General features: G+C 51.9%; 19 protein-coding genes, 3 tRNA genes and 1 riboswitch. Of the genes, 15 read left to right on the forward strand and 7 right to left on the reverse strand.

The window, feature by feature from the left end:
* The first annotated feature begins 21 nt into the window (after positions 1–21).
* From CMUST_RS06915 to CMUST_RS15930, 7 genes are all read left to right on the forward strand, one after another.
* Positions 22–1878, forward strand: coding sequence for a putative nucleotidyltransferase substrate binding domain-containing protein (locus CMUST_RS06915; protein WP_047261905.1), 1857 nt, complete (start codon positions 22–24; stop codon positions 1876–1878).
* Positions 1878–2522, forward strand: a complete 645-nt coding sequence (locus CMUST_RS06920) for an exonuclease domain-containing protein (protein ID WP_047261906.1) — start codon at positions 1878–1880, stop codon at positions 2520–2522. Before CMUST_RS06915 ends, CMUST_RS06920 begins: the two co-directional genes overlap by 1 nt.
* An 87-nt stretch (positions 2523–2609) precedes the next feature.
* A complete protein-coding gene (locus tag CMUST_RS06925; protein ID WP_047261907.1) occupies positions 2610–3407 on the forward strand; it encodes a fumarylacetoacetate hydrolase family protein in 798 nt (265 codons plus the stop codon).
* A 172-nt stretch (positions 3408–3579) separates the two neighbouring features.
* Positions 3580–4143, forward strand: a complete 564-nt coding sequence (locus CMUST_RS06930) for a class I SAM-dependent methyltransferase (protein WP_052844575.1) — start codon at positions 3580–3582, stop codon at positions 4141–4143.
* A gap of 188 nt (positions 4144–4331) precedes the next feature.
* Positions 4332–4559, forward strand: a complete 228-nt coding sequence (locus tag CMUST_RS16790; RefSeq protein ID WP_158408205.1) for a hypothetical protein — start codon at positions 4332–4334, stop codon at positions 4557–4559.
* Positions 4560–4583: 24 nt separating this feature from the next.
* Entirely contained in the window at positions 4584–5420 is an 837-nt protein-coding gene (locus CMUST_RS06935; RefSeq protein ID WP_144414147.1) for a DUF3558 domain-containing protein, read from the forward strand.
* Between the two features lie 2 nt (positions 5421–5422).
* Positions 5423–7072: a hypothetical protein gene (locus CMUST_RS15930; RefSeq protein WP_052844576.1), complete on the forward strand. Its 1650-nt coding sequence runs from the start codon at positions 5423–5425 to the stop codon at positions 7070–7072.
* A 72-nt stretch (positions 7073–7144) separates the two neighbouring features.
* Here the strand turns inward: CMUST_RS15930 and CMUST_RS06945 are convergent, their stop codons facing one another.
* Positions 7145–8245, reverse strand: coding sequence for an isochorismate synthase (locus CMUST_RS06945; RefSeq protein ID WP_047261910.1), 1101 nt, complete (start codon positions 8243–8245; stop codon positions 7145–7147).
* Positions 8246–8304: 59 nt separating this feature from the next.
* Entirely contained in the window at positions 8305–9213 is a 909-nt protein-coding gene (locus tag CMUST_RS06950) for an SLAC1 family transporter (RefSeq protein WP_047261911.1), read from the reverse strand.
* A gap of 116 nt (positions 9214–9329) precedes the next feature.
* Here CMUST_RS06950 and gltX point away from each other — a divergent pair, with 116 nt between their 5' ends.
* Both gltX and CMUST_RS06960 read left to right on the forward strand, forming a co-directional pair.
* Entirely contained in the window at positions 9330–10811 is a 1482-nt protein-coding gene (gene gltX, locus CMUST_RS06955; protein WP_047261912.1) for a glutamate--tRNA ligase, read from the forward strand.
* The gene (locus CMUST_RS06960) at positions 10783–11280 is read left to right on the forward strand and encodes a hypothetical protein (protein WP_047261913.1); all 498 of its coding nucleotides are present in this window, start codon (positions 10783–10785) and stop codon (positions 11278–11280) included. The genes gltX and CMUST_RS06960 overlap by 29 nt, the downstream gene beginning before the upstream one ends.
* On the opposite strand, the gene CMUST_RS06965 is transcribed toward CMUST_RS06960, so the two are convergent.
* Positions 11281–12024 (reverse strand): nicotinamide mononucleotide transporter family protein, encoded by a 744-nt coding sequence (locus CMUST_RS06965; protein WP_047261914.1) that lies wholly within the window; start codon positions 12022–12024, stop codon positions 11281–11283.
* A 77-nt stretch (positions 12025–12101) separates the two neighbouring features.
* Positions 12102–12254: riboswitch (FMN riboswitch) on the reverse strand.
* A gap of 302 nt (positions 12255–12556) precedes the next feature.
* Here CMUST_RS06965 and CMUST_RS06970 point away from each other — a divergent pair.
* Complete coding sequence (locus CMUST_RS06970; protein WP_236690179.1) at positions 12557–13585, forward strand: alpha/beta hydrolase family esterase; 1029 nt, start codon at positions 12557–12559, stop codon at positions 13583–13585.
* Between the two features lie 75 nt (positions 13586–13660).
* Here CMUST_RS06970 and CMUST_RS16335 read toward each other — a convergent pair whose 3' ends face one another.
* A complete protein-coding gene (locus tag CMUST_RS16335) occupies positions 13661–13825 on the reverse strand; it encodes a DUF4236 domain-containing protein (protein WP_083987447.1) in 165 nt (54 codons plus the stop codon).
* A gap of 152 nt (positions 13826–13977) precedes the next feature.
* Between CMUST_RS16335 and CMUST_RS06975 the strand changes: the two genes are divergently transcribed.
* The 3 genes from CMUST_RS06975 to CMUST_RS16340 all read left to right on the forward strand — a co-directional run bounded on the left by CMUST_RS06975 (position 13978) and on the right by CMUST_RS16340 (position 14631).
* A tRNA-Gln gene (locus CMUST_RS06975) sits at positions 13978–14049 on the forward strand.
* Between the two features lie 44 nt (positions 14050–14093).
* Positions 14094–14166, forward strand: a tRNA-Glu gene (locus CMUST_RS06980).
* 90 nt (positions 14167–14256) lie between these two features.
* Complete coding sequence (locus CMUST_RS16340) at positions 14257–14631, forward strand: hypothetical protein (protein WP_083987449.1); 375 nt, start codon at positions 14257–14259, stop codon at positions 14629–14631.
* A 135-nt stretch (positions 14632–14766) separates the two neighbouring features.
* Here CMUST_RS16340 and CMUST_RS06990 read toward each other — a convergent pair whose 3' ends face one another.
* Positions 14767–15711, reverse strand: coding sequence for a DUF4300 family protein (locus CMUST_RS06990; RefSeq protein WP_052844577.1), 945 nt, complete (start codon positions 15709–15711; stop codon positions 14767–14769).
* Between the two features lie 132 nt (positions 15712–15843).
* Here CMUST_RS06990 and CMUST_RS06995 point away from each other — a divergent pair.
* Positions 15844–15916: transfer RNA gene (locus tag CMUST_RS06995), tRNA-Glu, on the forward strand.
* 192 nt (positions 15917–16108) lie between these two features.
* Here CMUST_RS06995 and CMUST_RS15935 read toward each other — a convergent pair.
* Positions 16109–16648 (reverse strand): TetR/AcrR family transcriptional regulator, encoded by a 540-nt coding sequence (locus tag CMUST_RS15935; RefSeq protein WP_052844578.1) that lies wholly within the window; start codon positions 16646–16648, stop codon positions 16109–16111.
* Between the two features lie 111 nt (positions 16649–16759).
* Here CMUST_RS15935 and CMUST_RS17035 point away from each other — a divergent pair, with 111 nt between their 5' ends.
* On the forward strand, positions 16760–17152 hold the full coding sequence (locus CMUST_RS17035; RefSeq protein ID WP_083987453.1) for a cytochrome b5 domain-containing protein: 393 nt from the start codon (positions 16760–16762) through the stop codon (positions 17150–17152).
* 86 nt (positions 17153–17238) lie between these two features.
* On the opposite strand, the gene CMUST_RS07010 is transcribed toward CMUST_RS17035, so the two are convergent.
* Positions 17239–17433, reverse strand: a complete 195-nt coding sequence (locus CMUST_RS07010; RefSeq protein WP_047261916.1) for a hypothetical protein — start codon at positions 17431–17433, stop codon at positions 17239–17241.
* Between the last annotated feature and the right edge of the window lie 314 nt (positions 17434–17747).

The raw sequence follows: 17747 nt of genomic DNA on the forward strand, positions 1-17747 counted from the left end.
CGTCACGTCTACGATGGTGGCATGACGGTTGAACTTGAAGAAGTACGGGAATTCCTAAACACCGCAGCGCCATTCGCCTCACTACCGCGTGACACAATCACCGACATAACCAAACACATGGGAATGGTGTACGTGCGACGCGGTGACACAGTAATCGAACTGGGTGCGGAAAATGATAACTGCTACATCATTCGCTCCGGCGCCGTCGACGTTTTAGATTCCGAAGGGACCCTTCTCGACCGCCGCGAATCTGGCCGCTCCTTCGGATACTCCACCCTCATGGGTGATGGTACCTCCCGTTACCAAATGGTCGCAGTCGAAGACAGTCTGCTACTGACCCTGCCCCGCGAAGCATTCGTCCCAGTGGCCGATGAATTTGAAGACTTCGCACGCTTCTTCTCCTCCCAATCCAAACGAATGAACGCCGCTGCGCAAAACCTCCGCAGTGACACCAATAACGACATCCTGCGTACCCAACTCGGCAGCTTCATGATCACAACCCCAGCCACTGTCCCATCCGGTGCCGCCATCCAAGAAGCCGCCCAGATGATGCAAGAAAAAAACGTATCATCACTACTGATCGTCGAAGCCGGCGAACTGCATGGTATCGTCACCGACCGCGACCTGCGCAAAAAAGTCGTCGCCGTCAACCTCGACGTAACCCTACCGGTCAGCGACATCATGACAAGCCACCCCCGTACCGCTACCAGCGAATCCCAAGCCTTCGAAGCCATGATCATCATGAGTGAACTCGGCATCCACCACCTCCCCGTGGTTGACGACGGAAAACTCACCGGCATTGTCTCCTCACCCGACATCATGCGGCTATTGCGCAACGACCCCATCTATGTCACCGCAGACCTCGCCCGCAAATCCGACCCAGCGGAACTTCGAGAAGTCTTCAAATCCGCCGACGATGTCGCAGTCAGGTTCATCGAACGCGGTGCAAGCCCCGAAGAAGTATCCGGTCTGCTCACCGTCGCAGCCGACTCATTAGCCCGACGCCTGCTAACCCTCGGCGAAGAAAAATTCGGCCCGGCACCCATCCCATATTCCTTCGTAGTTGTCGGCTCCCAAGGCCGCCGCGGCATGGGATTAGCCTCAGACCAAGACAACTGCCTCGTCCTATCCAACGACTACGACGAAGCCCAACACGGAACCTACTTCGCCGAACTCAGCGAATTCGTCTGCCGCGGATTAGACGAAGCCGGACAAATCCTGTGCCCCGGCGACATGATGGCAATGACCCCCAAATGGCGCATGACCCAACACCAATGGATAGATACCTTCCGCGAATGGATCACCGCACCCGAACCAGACAACCTACTCCACGCCCAAACCTTCTTCGACTTCCGGTGCATCCACGGCGACCAAGAACTCGCCGACGAAGTACACCGGGCTGCCACCGAAATGGCCCAACCCGCAAGCCGCATGCACGCCCACCTAGCCACCCTGGCGGCGCGCAGGGAACCGCCATTGGGGTTCTTCCGAGGATTTGTGGTTGACCGTGGTGGAGAATACGCCAATACCTTGGATGTGAAGAAAGGCGGAACAGCGGCGATCGTGCAGATGGCACGGCTGTTTGCACTATCCTCAGGGGTTTCGGCTGTTGGAACCCGACAACGGTTGACACAATCAGCAGGGCAGGGCGCGGTTTCAGTAAAAGGTGCCCAGGATCTTGTGGATGCTTTCGACTTTTTAAACGTTATTGCACTACACCAACAAGCTGAACAGGTGCGCCGTGGCGAAGCACCAACCTACCACATTGACCCTAATTCCTTAGGCAAGATGGATCGGGAGCATCTTAGGGATGCATTCCAAATTATTAAATCCATGCAAACAGCGCTGGCAACAAAATACCCAGTGAGGAACATCTAGTGTTTGGTCTATTTAATAAGAAAAACAAAGCCACTGGTGCACTCAAGGAATTCTATTCCGCTACAGCCGTTCCTGGTTCAACCCGGATTGGTGATGCGCCGCTTTTGGCGGTTGACATGGAAACAACTGGATTAAAGGCAGAAGAACACAAGATCCTTTCCATCGGTTGGGTACCCGTTAATGGCCGTAGAATCGACCTAAGTGGTGCAGGCTACGTGTTGGTAGCTGGGGCCGAAGTAGGAGAAAGCGCCGTAATTCACCATCTCACTGATGATATGGTTGCCCAAGGAGTTTCCGAAGCTGAAGCCATCGAACAACTGTTAGTGGCGTTGCGGGGTCGAGCGATGCTCAACCACTACTCGGCTCTGGAATCAAGTTTTGTGGATGCAGCCTGCAAACGGCATTTTGGTGCACCCTTTGACGTTCTACTCGTGGATACTTTTGCCATTGAAAGACGGCATATGGAGCGGATGGGTACATATCCGCGGGGTGAAGACTTACGGCTCGCGCGGGTACGAAGCAGATACAACTTACCGAATTATCGAAACCACAATGCACTAACCGATGCCTTGGCATGTGCGGAACTGTATCTGGCTCAGGTGGCTACGTTGAACGTTTCCACGCTGAAATCCTTGCAGTATTAATGGTGATTGCATAAGCTCTGGTGTGGAAAAATCGCCAAAGGGGGTAATCGCCCAATAATGTGCAGTAGACGTAGTAATATGCCCGTTATGCGTTTTGGACGAATAGCTACTCCCGATGGAATGTTTTTCTGCACAATCGACGGCGTCGAAGGCGAAGAGAAGTGCCGCGTTATCGACGGCACCCCGTTTACACCTCCGAAGCATACCGGTAAAGAATACGATCTTGCCGATGTCCGGCTTTTGGCCCCGATGCTTCCCAGCAAGATCGTTGCTATTGGCCGAAATTATGCCGACCATGTGGCGGAAGTGTTCCAAAAATCTGCAGAGCACTTGCCACCGACATTATTCCTCAAACCACCAACGGCTGTGATCGGTCCGGGGGCAGCTATAAAGATTCCCGATTTCGCTACCAAAGTGGAATTTGAGGGGGAACTAGCGTTGGTTATCGGTAAACCATGCAAGAATGTCCAGGCTAAGGACTGGAAATCTGTGGTTCTTGGCTTTACCATCATCAACGATGTTTCCTCCCGTGACCTGCAATTCGCCGACGGTCAGTGGGCTCGTGCCAAAGGCATTGACACATTTGCACCGCTTGGGCCGTGGATTGAAACGGATATTGATTCCATCGATACATCCAACTTGCCGATCAAAGCGCATCTTACGCACGATGGTGTGACCGCCACTAAGCAGGATTCAAATTCCAATCAGATGATCATGAACTTAGGTGAGATCATCGAATTTATTACCGCGTCCATGACGCTGCTGCCCGGCGACGTCATCTGCACTGGTTCTCCAGCTGGCACCGAGGCAATGTTCCCTGGGGATTTCATTGAAATCGAAATCCCCGGAATCGGCAAACTCGGAAACCCAGTCGAGCGCGCCTAATCCGGACATAGCCGTATCACTATTTCCTACACGACTATTGCACTGAAAGAGCCTTAATGGTTGCAGTGGTCGTGTATTTTTCGTTCTATGAGGTGCTGGAGAATTCATTTTGGAAATTCAATGTAAAACCGCAAAAGCATAAGATCCCCATCCACGTTCTATAGTGTCTGTTATGGAAAACGACATGTATGAAGAAGGATCATCGCACAAGTGGAGCGGAAACCCCAACGAATCCCTGATCCGGGAGGCGGCACAGCTCGCACCAGGTACAGCCTTGGACATTGGCGCTGGTGAGGGAGCAGATGCTCGGTGGCTCAAACAGCAAGGCTTTAGCGTTACTGCAGTGGAACCGTCACCGATTGCGGCTGCACGAATAGGAGAGAACATTACGGTTATTAATGACTCATTCGAAGCTGCGGAATTAGACAACTTTGATTTGGTGACAGCTTTTTATACACCACTGCTTGACGACGCAGCCACGCGAGAAAAACTTTTAGGTTGCATTGCCCCAAACGGTACGTTGATCATGGTGCATCACGTCGATGTATCCGGCATGTCCAACCACCTAGGAAAGCCGGAGTCGGCGTTTTTGTTACCAGCTCGCCTGCATGATTGGGTTGCTGCAAATCCACAGTTCCGGGTAGATACTTTCGGCAGGTTCCCCCGCACAGTCAGCCATGGTGCTGGTGCGGGACACAGCGAGGACGTGGTGCTGAAAATAACTAAAATTGCATAACCCAAAGCCCCGTTAACGGCTCCGCCAAGCACACCCTGAAGTTAAGCCTTTGGGATAACACACCTGGATCTGGTGTTGTTTTTCTAATGTCACCAATTGTGCGCACCAGTCAATTTGACTCCAGGGTAGATAGCGTCCCAACGGGATTATTTGCCTAACGCCGCCAGCACACGCATACGTTGGCGGCGTTGGACGTTGTGCAATTGCTTTCTGCCTGCTTCCTGGAAGTCGGGGATTGTGGCGGTTTGACCAGTTTCGGCTGGGACGGGCGTCAGGTTGTGTGTAAATCTCCGACTTGTAGAAGTGTGTGGGTGCTTGTCGACGCTGCCAGCGTGGCGTGTGGGTTGGGGTTATTGTGCCGGTTTTTGGAAGTCGGGGATTGTGGGGTTGCGGTTGGTTCTTTCCTGGGGTTTTAGGAAGTATTGGGTGGAATCTCCGACTTGAAGATTTGGTTGGGGTTTACCTGTTTGGGGGTGGCGGTGTTTTTTATGGAACCGGTTGGGGTGGTGGGTGAGTCTAACTGTATAGAGCAGGTTGTCTATTTGGTTTTACACTGGTTGTCAGTGGCGTTGAAAGGCGGTTTTAGAAAAATGGTCAAGAAAATGTCAGTGCATGCCAGGACTATGCCTAATCAGACACCGACTCGTTCAGCACGCTGTTCCGTGTCTGCGGTTGTGGTGTGTTGTGTCTTTCTGCTTTCTGGCTGCGGGTTATCTACACCTTTGGCTCAGTACTTGGCTGTTAAAAACCAGCCGCAATCCCAACAACAACCAGCGTCATCGCAGGTGGCTGAACCGAAAACGCTTGGTGAGTTGTTAGAAGCTGGTACTGGAACGTTCGACCCAAACGACCCTAATTTCACGTTGTTTAATCCGTGCACGGAAGTTTCCCAAGAACAATACGAAAAGCTCGGACTAAAAGTCGACGAACCAGCCACCATTTCACGAGATGGCTTTACTACTTGTCCATTGGTTGAAATAACTTTCGATCCTGACAAGGTTGCATTCGTCATTGGTTCTGATTTGATTGAATTTAAACATTTAGAGATGGAAGGCTTAGTTATAAAAGAACCAGGTCTGGTTCTTCCTGAGGGTATGTATGTGCATACATACCCAGATGAATCCGATGAATTGGCATGTACGATTGCGGTTTCAACGAATCGAGGACGGCTTAGTATCGATGGGATGGGAAATCGGCTTATGCCTGGGATTACTCGACATGAGGTCTGTCAGCAAGCAGTGGACAAGTTTCAAGAATTCTTCGATCTGAAAGGCTAATTATGTCCATGTTGATCAATTCGCCATCATTTGAAAGTGCTTTCTCAGAAATACGCTCTACACTTGACGAAGCGAGACGTCTTAAAAGAGTTGCTGCTCGTTCTTCGTTGAGTGGTGGGTTTTCGTCGTTGTCTGGTTTGCGTGAGTTGGGTGTGAATCATGCGCAGGTGATTCAGGGTGGGGCGGGTAGTGCCCGTGATGTGTTGGCGAGTTTCCAGGATTTGGTGGAGTGGTTGGGGATGAATCTGCGGTTGAATCATGTGGCGTTTACGGGTCACGATCTCGCGTTATCACGGGGGTTGGATACCGCGGATTCGGGTGGGACGTTTGAGCAGGATGTTGCGGAGTTTGCGTCGAAACCGGCGGCGTCGTTTGCGGATTTCCCATTCCTCCCACCTGCGCCGGTTCCGTCGGTGTCGTTGGAAACATTAGTCGCACAACTGGGTGCAACACAGTCGGGTCAGGCTGCTCAGGCTGCGGCGGACTGGCAGTCGATGGCGACGCAAGCAACAAGTATTGCGACACAGTTAGAAGGTATTGCATCCCAATTATCAGCGCAGAATCAGGGGGTTGCGGTGTTGCGGGCAACAGCGGGGATGAAGGCTACTGCGGCGAAAGCGTCGTATTTCGCCGCGAACGCCACAGAGATGGCCAGGTCGGTGGGGATTTTGTCGACGATTGCGCCGCATTTCCACACTCAGGCATCCCAAGCGTTGTCTGCGTTGCAGACTATTGCTAATCCTGCGGAGAAAGAAGCCGCAGAGAAGTTGTATCTGACGGCGTTTCATGGGGTATATAGTGGTGCGTTGTCTCAAGCAGTACCGGTGATTCGGAATTTGATGATTGATAACAGTCATGGTGTTGGTGGTGGTAGTGCCACGATCGGGTCGGATTCTACCGGCGCACCATCTGCACCAGCGACGAGTGCGCTTAGTCCGGCGGGGATGGGAACGCAGGCCGCATCAACTGCAACACTGCCTGTTACTGGTGGTGGGGTGGGTACACAGGCAGCACCGGCACCGGGTATGCCACCGATCACGGGGCTACCCACTGGAGCAGGACCAGGTGGTTCCGGTGCGTCAACACATGCGCCGGTGTTCAGTGGACTCACCCCAGGGGCAGTTGGTGGTCGAGGTGGTATCGGTGGTGGGAGTATTCCCGCTTCCGGTGTACTCCGACCCGGATCAGGAACAGGTACCAGTGCTGGTCGTAGTAACACCGGTACTGGTATGAGCGGGATGGGTGGTTACGGTATGGCCGGTGGGGTTGGTTCGGCTGGCATGCGAGGCGGAACCGGTGGTGCTGGTGGCCGCGCATTCGGCAGTGGTGGTCGTGGCTTTGGCACCGGCATGGGTCCTGGTGGTGGGGTTGGTGCAGCACCGAAAACCCCAAACGCAACCGGCGTTGGTGGCACCGGGGCAGGTGGTGTGAAGCCAACCACCGGAACGACCAACAGTGGCGGGCGTACTGGTACCCCGATGATCGGGGCACCGATCGGTGGGCAAAACACCAACAATGAGAATCAGCGGAAACGCAAAAAGCCGATACGGGGTATTACCACGAGCGTTGAACGAGACACCAACCTTAAAGCGTTGTTAGGTGACCAACCCAAAGTAATCCCAGGCGTCATCGGAAACTGGATACGCGAATAACTCTCATTGGAAAGAGATTGGGTGCACATGACGAAAAGCCGTGCCTGCTTATGAGGGCGGCAGATGTGTAGGTTAGAGGCCTAGTGCCCGCATGATGGTGCGCAGCTTGGCATCGGTTTCGGCAACCTCATCATCGGGGATGGAACTAGCCACCAAGCCGCCACCAGCCCACGCGCGGGCGAAGCGGCCATCGGTTTCGGCGCATCTAATGCTTACGACGTATTCACCGTCACCGTCACTTGAGCACCAGCCGACAGCACCAGCATAGAAACTGCGATCTGTCTCGACTTGAAGAATAAGGTCCCTGGCAATCTCGGTGGGAGTTCCACAAATGGCTGGGGTGGGGTGCAGCCGAAGAGCAACGTCCAAGGCGGTTGTATTGGTAGCGATGGTTCCCGTAATTGGGGTAGCCAAATGCCACATCTCGGCAGTTTTTTTCAGTTCTGGGGTAGGGGAATAGTTAACACTTGTGCACAATGGTTTTAGTGCGGTCACGATGTGATCGACCACTAATTTGTGTTCCCATAAGTCTTTTTCGCTGCGCAGTAGGTTTTGCCCCAAACCTTCATCTTTGACTGGATCAGGGTGCCGGGCAGCGGAACCAGCTAACGGGTAGCACGAGACAGTATTTCCGCTTAGTTTCACCAGTACTTCCGGGGAGGAGCCGACGATCCAGCGACGTTCGGCGTCGTCAAGCGAAATGTCCGCTAAAAACGCATTACGTTCGGGAGATAGGTGGATTAAACGGGCGGCTATTTCCAGCGGATCGATGGGGTCATCTGTGTTGAATTCTACTCCCACGGTGCGGGCCAAGACAACTTTTTCCAGCGCGGTGTTTCTGATGGTTGCTACGGCCGCTGCGACGCGATTGAGGTGCTCTGTTTTAGACGGCATCATCATTTTCAAGCGCGCGTTAAGTGGTAAGCCACGGCGGTAGTATTCCGGAGGCTCAAGGGGGCCATCGCTACGGATGATTGTTTCTGGTACTCGCAGCGCACACTTATCGTCAATGTCAAAGGGCAAAGCGCCGACAAGAAAGTCGCATTTTTTCTCACGAATCGCCGCTGCTGCCTCCCACGGATTAGTAAATAGTTGCCTGCTGCCTTGGGTTCGGACGGAGCCGTGTGGACGAGACAAAAGAAAATCAGGGGCGGTTACAGGGCGAGTAAGCATAGGAAATTAAGTCTAGGAGTAACGCACACCGGTTAGGAAATCCAGACCTGTGACGTTTTTTATCCAGCGTGGAACTGACCACGGAAATATGCACGTGTTGTGCGCACTGAAAGGTAGCTCACCCATATACTCAGCGGAACTAAAACGACCCATCCGGCAATGGTAGAGAAGTTAAAAAGTACTGAAGCCAACGCCGCAGAGGGGAAAGTTGACGCCCACCAGGGCAGTCCGAAGGGAGTACGAATGATATCGGGTAACCGCACTGCCACCAAAAAAGAGAAGAATGTGGTGACCCCAAGTAAGCCATAGGCGATTGAATCAGTAGGGCTAAGCAGGCCGAAGTTAAAGATGTTAATCGTAATCAGAGCAGGCGGGGCGATAAGAATGAAAATAGTGGGGCGCAGTGGTAGGGGAATGCGCTGGTCATGAAGAAACATCCGGTTCCAGACCACAGGCAATACCCCTAACCAGGTGATCACGCCAATGCCGAAGAAGAACCATGACGCATCGGGGAAAAGATCAAAGGAATACAGTGGTGCAACTAAATTGCCAACCAATGGTAAGAACCACGCCGGGGTGACATGGGTGGTTGTGACTTCTGGGCGCATCCATACCCACATCACCGCCAGCATGATGAGTATTTGGAGAACTGCGATAAAACACCACACCGGAGTGAGAATTGGTTCGGCGATAAAACCTTTGAGGCTAGCGACGCTTAAAAGCCCACCCAGCGGAATGGCGGCAAAAAACGAGCTAGTGATCGGGTGTAGTAAATCGGCCCCCACGACGCCGGGTGAAACTGCTACTTTATAAAGAAATCCCAGAGTCAGTGCTATCCATATTGCGGTTGCAAAAATAGCGAAACCAAGGGCAATTTCGTCGATAGTGGTGCGTCGAAAAGCGAGCGAAACGCCAGCTAAACCCATGACTGTTGCGAATAATGGTTGCGGGATAGGGGTGAGTTTCATCTATCGCAATATCCTTTTCTCACATGTGTCTACCACGATTATTGTAGACATCAGTGGCCGGGAGACCATTTCGGCGAAATCTATGCGGGCAAAAGTTTCTATTACACTGTTAAACCATGTCTGAAGTTCGTGTTCGTTTCTGCCCGTCACCTACCGGAACTCCCCATGTTGGATTGGTTCGCACCGCCTTGTTCAACTGGGCTTATGCCCGCCACACTGGCGGGAAACTCATCTTCCGCATCGAAGACACCGACGCTGCCCGTGATTCGGAGGAATCCTACAAAGCAATCATTGATTCCTTGTCGTGGTTGGGAATGAATTGGGATGAAGGTGTGGAAATCGGGGGACCACATGAACCATACCGTCAGTCGCAGCGAATGGATATCTACGCTGAAGTTTTGGAAAAATTGAAAGAGGCAGGGTATGTCTATCCGGCATATTCGACCGCAGCCGAGGTAGAGGAGCGGCACAAAGCTGCTGGTCGCGACCCCAAGCTTGGTTACGATAACTTCGACCGCGACTTGAGCGATGAACAGATTGCGGCGTTTAAAGCCGAGGGGCGGGAGCCAGTGTGGCGGTTTAAAATGCCGGATAATGATTGGGCCTGGACCGATTTGGTGCGTGGCGATATTGAATTCAAGTCCAGCACTCAGCCAGATTTTGTGGTGGCACGATCCAATGGTGCGCCGCTATACACCCTGGTCAACCCGGTTGACGATGCGTTGATGGAAATTACTCATGTCCTACGCGGTGAGGATCTTTTGCCGTCGACGCCGCGTCAGTTGGCCCTATACGAGGCACTCAAGGCGATCGGGGTGGCTAAGCTGACCCCAGAATTTGGGCACCTACCATTTGTTATGGGTGAGGGGAATAAGAAACTATCCAAACGAGATCCGCAATCTAACCTGTTCCATCACCGCGATAACGGCATTATCCCGGAAGGCATGTTGAATTATTTGGCACTGCTTGGTTGGTCGTTGTCGAGTGAGCGGGATATTTTCAGCGTTTCGGAATTAGTTGAAAATTTCGACGTTGCTGATGTTTTAGGTAACCCAGCGCGTTTCGACCAGAAGAAGCTTGAGGCGATCAATGCAGATCACATTCGGTTGTTGGAATTAGAAGATTTCACGGTGCGGCTGCGTAGCTACCTTAGTGAATACTATAATTTCCCGGCCGATTACCCTGATGATAAATTCGCCTTTGCCGCGGAACTGGTGCAGACTCGGATTAAAACCCTGTCCGAGGCGTGGGATCTGTTGAGCTTCTTGGTTACCGCTGATGCGGATTTGACGCTGGACGAGAAGTCGGCGAAAAAGAACCTCAAAGAAACTGCAATCGTGCCGTTGGACGCGGGTATCGCAGTGTTGGAGTCTGTTGAGGATTGGACCACCGCAAACATTGAAGCCGCGTTATCCAAGGCATTGATCGAGGACTTGGAATTGAAACCCCGAGTAGCTTACGGAGCACTGCGGGTGGGTATTTCTGGTCAGGCTATTTCGCCGCCGTTGTTCGAGTCCATGGAACTTTTAGGTAAGGAATCCACTTTGACTAGGTTGCGGGCTGCCCGGGATGTCACGCCGTTTGTGGTATCCGAGTAGCGTTGCGCTTGAGACGCATTTTCAGTCCTTGACGCGGCAAGCGTTTGCCTATGGTTGCACGCTTTTCGACGTCTCCGAGATGCGCGTTGTCGGTATCGAAATCGGTAACGCACTTCACTCCACAACGTTTTCTATCCGGTGGGGGATTGATCCCTGGATTGGTGGTCTGCCACCCGGCCAATCCTGGGAAGTGTCTTTATTTCAGCACATCTCCAGCGCCGGAACTGAGGAATGCGAACGTCTGTGGCGGGAAGCCATCGCATATATTGATGTCGATAGTTATGAAGATGTCCTTGCGCAAACGGCCGATGCGGCCAGACGCGGCGTAGCTTCGGCACAGCTTCCGGTGGCCACGTTTATTCGCTTGAATTTCGGTGGTGGCTGCACCCAACCGTTGCTCGAACACGAGGTGGTTTATATTGGGGCTGATGAGGCTTATCCGATAGCCCCAGCCCCTATAAACCAGTGATTAATGGGTGCTTGGCACCAGTTCTTTCTGGGAGTTTGCAGTATTCTTTTCCTCCCGTTGAATCTTTAACCATACGGTAAAGCCCCAGGTGACGAAGACACCATAGACGATATACAACGCGGCGGACGGGTAGTACCCAGCTGATAAAAGTAGCGGAACACCCACGATATCTACGCCGATCCACACAAGCCAGAATTCAGTCCAGCCGCGTGCCATGCCATAGGTTGCAAGGATGGAACCGGTGAAGATCCATGCGTCGGCAAGCGGACCCCAGGAACCTAAAGCTTGGAAGATCCACGCGAAGATGAGGGTACCTAACACCGCAAAGATAATCATGCCAGCACGTTCTTTATTTGATGCCCATCGTGGCTGGATGGCTGCGGTATCTTCATGCGGCTCGGTCACAATTGACCGGCAGGGGTCTGTGTCTGATGGTTCCTTAACTCCACATCGGCGGGCTTTGGACCAAGCCCACCAACCATATGAACTAACAATCAAGAACATTACTTGGCGGCCCGCTTGGCCGTAGAGATCAAGGTTTTGCGGTGTGTGGAAAACTCCGCCGAGAAATACCGTGAACAAAAGCAAGTTACCCACGATACCTACTGGCCAAGCCCAAACGACTCGTTTCATTCCCCCAATAGCGGAGGCTAGGCCAAAAACATTTCCGATAATTTCACGCCACAAGATCGGCACACCACCGATAATTAATGTGGCATCAAGTAGTTGAGTGAGAAGATTCACTGCGGTTCTCCTTATATAGAAGTGACGAGAGCAAATCCTCGGGGCACAAGTGTACGCAGAAAGCACACAACTTTACGCGTAGTCCTCTTTCATCCGGACTATAACCGTCGGCTGTGGAATCACACCACAATCTGCTTGACCCACCAAAAGTTGGTGGCGCTCGCGGGCTCGTCTTGAAAAAACCAAGAATTACCGCCGGTGGGGAATTTCGCCCCGCCCTGAGAACTTATCCTGTGAGTCTAAAGCATAATGGCGTGCAACGAAAAGCCGGGCGAGAGGCATTTGTGATTGTTTTCTCATGTGTGCTGGTTGGCCGGATTTTTGCCCCCGAAAACCCCAATGCTAACGATTGTTAAAGATGTGATTATTTGCGTGTAGTGTGCAAGATGATAATTGCTTGTGGCATAGTGGACTTAATACAAAAACAAACTGTTATGGATTTGGTGGCGAAAATTGCCGGTTTGGGTGCAATGTCACCCACCGCCTAAGATGCGGTATCTGAAAAGAAAGACAAGCTTTAAGGTTCGATAGCGTGGATCATCAAGTATTCAAGAAGATGGTAGCAGCCGCAGGATTCTGCGTGCTCCTTGGCGCAGGGGGCACAGTTGCGGTGCATGCCCAATCTGAGACTGTTCCGGTCCAGGATGCAATTGAACAAATAGAAGCATCATCATACATTCCCGAAATTGAACAGGTGTTAGGTGGGCTGGACCGAATCGTTCAAGCAGCCCCACCGCCAGCGGCACCGGTGATCGCTGACAACACTTTCGATCCGCAGCCACGTATCGATCCCGGTCAGACCCAAACTGTAGAACTTGCCGCTATTGACGGCACCAGCCGTCGTTACGTGATTCACGTTGGTTCAAAGTACAACCCGGAAAAACCAGAGCCAATCCCAGTGCTATTCGCTTTCCATGGTTGGCGGCAATCCATAGAAGAGTTCATGGAGTCTTCCCGGTTCCACACGACCGCAGCCTGGGATGATGCCATCGTCATATATCCGGAGGGTGTGGATGGCGCTTGGGAATCTGCGCCCTATGCGACGGGGCGGCCAGGCAAAGACATTGCCTATGTGCAGCAAATCTTGGCGCAGCTTGACGACGACTACCTGGTGGACAAACACCGCATCTACGCCGCTGGCTTTTCCAATGGCGGCGGAATGGCTGCTGTCTTAGGATGCCACGCGCCTGGTACATTTGCCGCTTTCGCATCGGTCGCTGGCGCTTATTACCAGCCAGTAAATCTAGGCTGCAAAACTTCGGCTATCCCGTCGATGGTGATTCACGCTAGTGATGACCCCATCGTCAGCTATCGGGGTGGTCCCCGTAATCGAGGCAAGCTGTTGCCTGCGTTAGAAGTCTCGCACCAGTATGCCTACCGCAACGGTTGCGACGCGACTCCGCCTGTGGTATCGGATGTTCCAGGTGGTCAACGGCTTAGCTTCAATGGTTGCTCAGCTGCAACCCAACATGTTCGGTTCAACAGTGCTGAACATATTTGGGTTGGTGGGGAAGACACCAGCGACATGGTGTGGGACTTCCTTTCCGCACAAAGCCGTTAAATAATCAAAAACCCGCCCGGTGATACCACTTTGCCCACCGGGCGGGTTTTGTGCGCTTGAAGGAGCGTCGAAAAGCTAGCGCAGCCGCCAGGTCAACCCTTTGCCTAGCCGAACGGTGATGTTTCCCCGGGAATTAACCGTGACGGGTCCGAATTTATGCGATATTGACGCACCACTTTTCGACACATTTAATGTTGTATTCTTGCCGATCTTCTTCCGCTTTCTGAAACTAATGCCCATGTATTGTTCTGCTCCTTATGTGGATATCGATGTGACACGATGATAGCAAAAAACACCTGCACAAGAGGCTAAATCAGCTGCCGATTTGCCATCGGAGGGGGATTGTTGTTATATTTTCTCTCGTTGCAAAACGCGAAACTGCGTTCAAACATTGGCCTATGGTGTAATTGGCAACACTACGGTTTCTGGTACCGTCATTCTAGGTTCGAGTCCTGGTAGGCCAGCAGCGAATACATCATTCGCCTGCGAGAAATCGCACAAAGTTCTAGCCCCGTTCGTCTAGTGGCCTAGGACGCCGGCCTCTCACGCCGGTAACACGGGTTCGAATCCCGTACGGGGTACAGATAAAAATCCCAAGTCTTGAAATGCAAGGCTTGGGATTTTTTCAATGTACAGGAATATTTTCAGAATTGCCTTTTAAACTAACTGGTATGGTTCGTAGTAGCATCATCGGTATCTTGGCCTTCATAACCGCAGGTTACATGATCCTCGATGCCACCCGGCATTTCTTGGGGTATGGATTTTTAGCCCCCAGCGGCCAATTGGGGCCGTGGGCAACCGTAGCGTCGCTTATTGGAATTGAGCCCGATTCTTCTGCAATGGCCGCTATCTTTTTCGCCTACGGCGCCCTGCTTCTTGGCGCAACGGTTTTTTATCTGCGCACCCGGAACCTCGCGTCAGCGAAAGTGCTTATCGTCGTAGCTATATGTGGACTCTGGTACGTACCATTTGGCACTTTCTGTCTGCTGGTAATGATTTTCCTGTTAGCAAGGAACATTATCGGTTCACGAAATGCACATCATTAAAGATCGCACAGCCTCGTAGACGGACGATCTTTCCTGAACGCGGATTTAGCTGTGAGTTTGACGTCCCATGGTGTTACACGGGATTCTGCCGACTTATTTTTCGATGTTTCCCTCCCGCAGCACCGCCGGGCTTATTTAAGAAATGGATAGTACTTCGTCGTTGCTGAATATGACGGGTTGGGAGTAATCGAGTTCGGTGCCGTCGTCGTAAAGCAAGCGCAAATACGTGTTGAGCTGCTCGTAGTCGCGGAACTTCAACGCCTGATACGGTTTGTCGAACGCGAGCTTTTCGACGAATAAAATACCTTCCTCATGCGGTACCGCGACCCCAACATGGCCGATAAATAACTTCGCTTTTTCATCGAGCGTGTCGTGCAAGAAAACACTCACGATCTTGACCTTCGGATTCACAAACGAAATTCCCTTGCTGCGGAAAAACTTCTGGATATTCGCAACATGCTGATTAGAATCGCGTTCGCGCGTAGTCTCAATCTGGCTAAAAACCTGCTTGAAACCAGCCAGCTCTTCCTCGGAAAACAGTGGGGCAGGGGCGTTGGCGATGGCATCCTCATCCAAGAAAAGAAGACCACTATCTGGCTCGGATTGCTGCGGATTGATGGTGACGAGATCTTCTGCAAGCAAGAACGTATTGATGCGGCAATTCGTGCCGATAAACTCCGGGAACCGCTTATCCCACAACACTGACATTGCGCCCAGGGCGTAGTCGGCGGAATACGGGCGGAAACCGCTCGGCAGCAATGAATTCTTAGCCACAGTGCCGTTATACAAATCGACCTGGGCAAAGAACCTATCGACGCTTTCGACGGGCACACCGGCCGCAATAAGCGCCGTGCGGACCTCGTTCTTGCTCTCCTCATCCACCAAATTGGTCACGGCCACATCTGCCAATTCCGGCGGTGTCAACGAATCAGTACCCGTTTCCGTGGCATTTGGTTCGGCTGGTTCTGCCCGCTGCGACGTCGTCTCAGCGACAATTGACGGCTCTGTGCACGCTGCTAACCCCACCGCGACGGACACGGAAATGCCAACGATTACTGCAACTCTACGAAGCTTAAACATGGCGTTTATTCTAGCGGCATCGCGTGAGAATACCGCCGCTTATCGGCGCCCAACCGAAAGCGCCGTGAGCAGCTGATTTGTTCAAAAATTAAAAGTTCGTGTACAGTACCGCTGGTACTAATCAAGTGCCACGCCCCGTTCGTCTAGTGGCCTAGGACGCCGGCCTCTCACGCCGGTAACACGGGTTCGAATCCCGTACGGGGTACAAAAATAATGCGCTATACCACATCGGTGTAGCGCATTAATCTTTCCAAAAGAATATGTGAAACAAGATAAAATGAGGTTGCTGACTTCCATGTTGGTTACCTCATTTTGGTGTTTCCGGTGTTGTTGCGGTTTCGCCCTTTTTGATAATCGCAAATTGGTTATGGATACTTCATTGGGGAGATTGCCTGTTTTATTTGTCGTGCTCAGGAAACACCTCATTCAGTATCGCTCGAATGAGAAACATCATCGCCTCCATCGACAGGACGTTTTGTTTGTCGAGGATGCGAATGGCGTCGAGAAGTTCGTAAAGGGCATCGTTGCTGATGTCGGGCGTGATTATCTTTTTGTTGCGCCACTCGTCTACTTGTGCAGCGTCGATAAAGAAGCTGTTGCATTCGGTATCTTCGCGTATTTTTGCCCCAGGATTATCGCTGAACCATTCCGCGAGAATTTTATCGTTGTGGACGGCAGCGTTGATGCGTTCAAGGAAGGTCATCAATGCTGCTTTGGGTTCCGACCAGTCGATATTTGCTAGTAGTTGCTGGCGTTGCTGCGCGTTCGTTTCTTTGTAAACCTCCCGGAAAAGCCCATATTTGGAATTACAGTGTAGATAGACGCTTCCCACTGCAATGCCTGCCCGTTTTGCGATGGCGGCGATGCTTGTTGCTTTATATCCGTTAGCGGCGAATTCCTCGCGGGCGGCGGTAAGAAGTGTAGGGGGGAGATTCATGGTGTTGATATTACCCTTGCCGACTGAATATCGGAAGAGTATATTCAGTACTGAATGAATAATAGAGATATTCATTCAGTAACGAATGATTGTATCTTGGAAGGAGTTAACATGCCGCGCACGATTGTTATTGGCCTCATTGTCGCTTTAGCCTTAGCGGCAGTTGTGTGCATTGCATACTTTGTGCTCGCACCGACGCAGGCGGGAAATGTCGAAAAATTTGACCGTACGTTTAGTGTGTCAGAAACAACGTTGATTGAATCGCGGACTGTTACGCGAGAAGAATTAGAAAAAGCCGATGGGAAAGATGGTCGACCCGCATACATTGCAATTGACGGCGTGGTGTACGACGTAAGTTCCGTGGAGAGCTGGGCTGGAGGGGTGCATCACAATGTGCTGGCTGGCCGGGATCTTACCGATGAATTTCTTAAATCGGGTCACGGCGTGCGGCACCTGCAGAAACTCGCCGTGGTGGGCGGTTTGGAGGGTGCGTCAGAGCACTAAACCGGTTTCTGGTCGGACGAGAAATCGCGGTGCCGACCAGAAACCGTTCGCTGGGAGGTCGACGGGGGAGCGTCGAAAAGCGAATGTTACATCTCTTTAACGGTTGGCGGCACGGTAGGCCGGGTATAGGTTGGTTCTGGCGCGGTGGTCGGGGTGGTGTCGGGTTTGGGCGAGGTATTGAGCCCGAAAATCAGCCCGAGGATGATCGCTATAGCTGCGAAAACGCCGCCGATTGCGCTAAGAAGTGTCTGCCAATTGGGGATCAAGGTGTTGATGTTCATTTATGTTCCTTTTGTTAATTTGAATTTTGCGCGATTGGTTTTATAGAGTCGAAAAATCACGTGCAATGATTAATGCAAATTCGTTAAAAACTAGCCCTAATTTATCACTTATTTTTGCTGCGTTCCTGCTATCGCTTTAATGGGGGTGGATGGGTGATTGCACAGGTCACGGAGTTTTTATGCTGCAATGATAGGGTGGCAATAGGTTTTCGTTGGGAGTTTTCCTGAATTACAATTAATAAACGCTTTATTTGTGATATATTTCGTTTGAGAGTCCGGCTAAATGAATGTCTTCCGAGCTCCCACATTTCAAG

Source organism: Corynebacterium mustelae (genome assembly GCF_001020985.1).
Classification (GTDB): Bacteria; Actinomycetota; Actinomycetes; order Mycobacteriales; family Mycobacteriaceae; genus Corynebacterium; species Corynebacterium mustelae.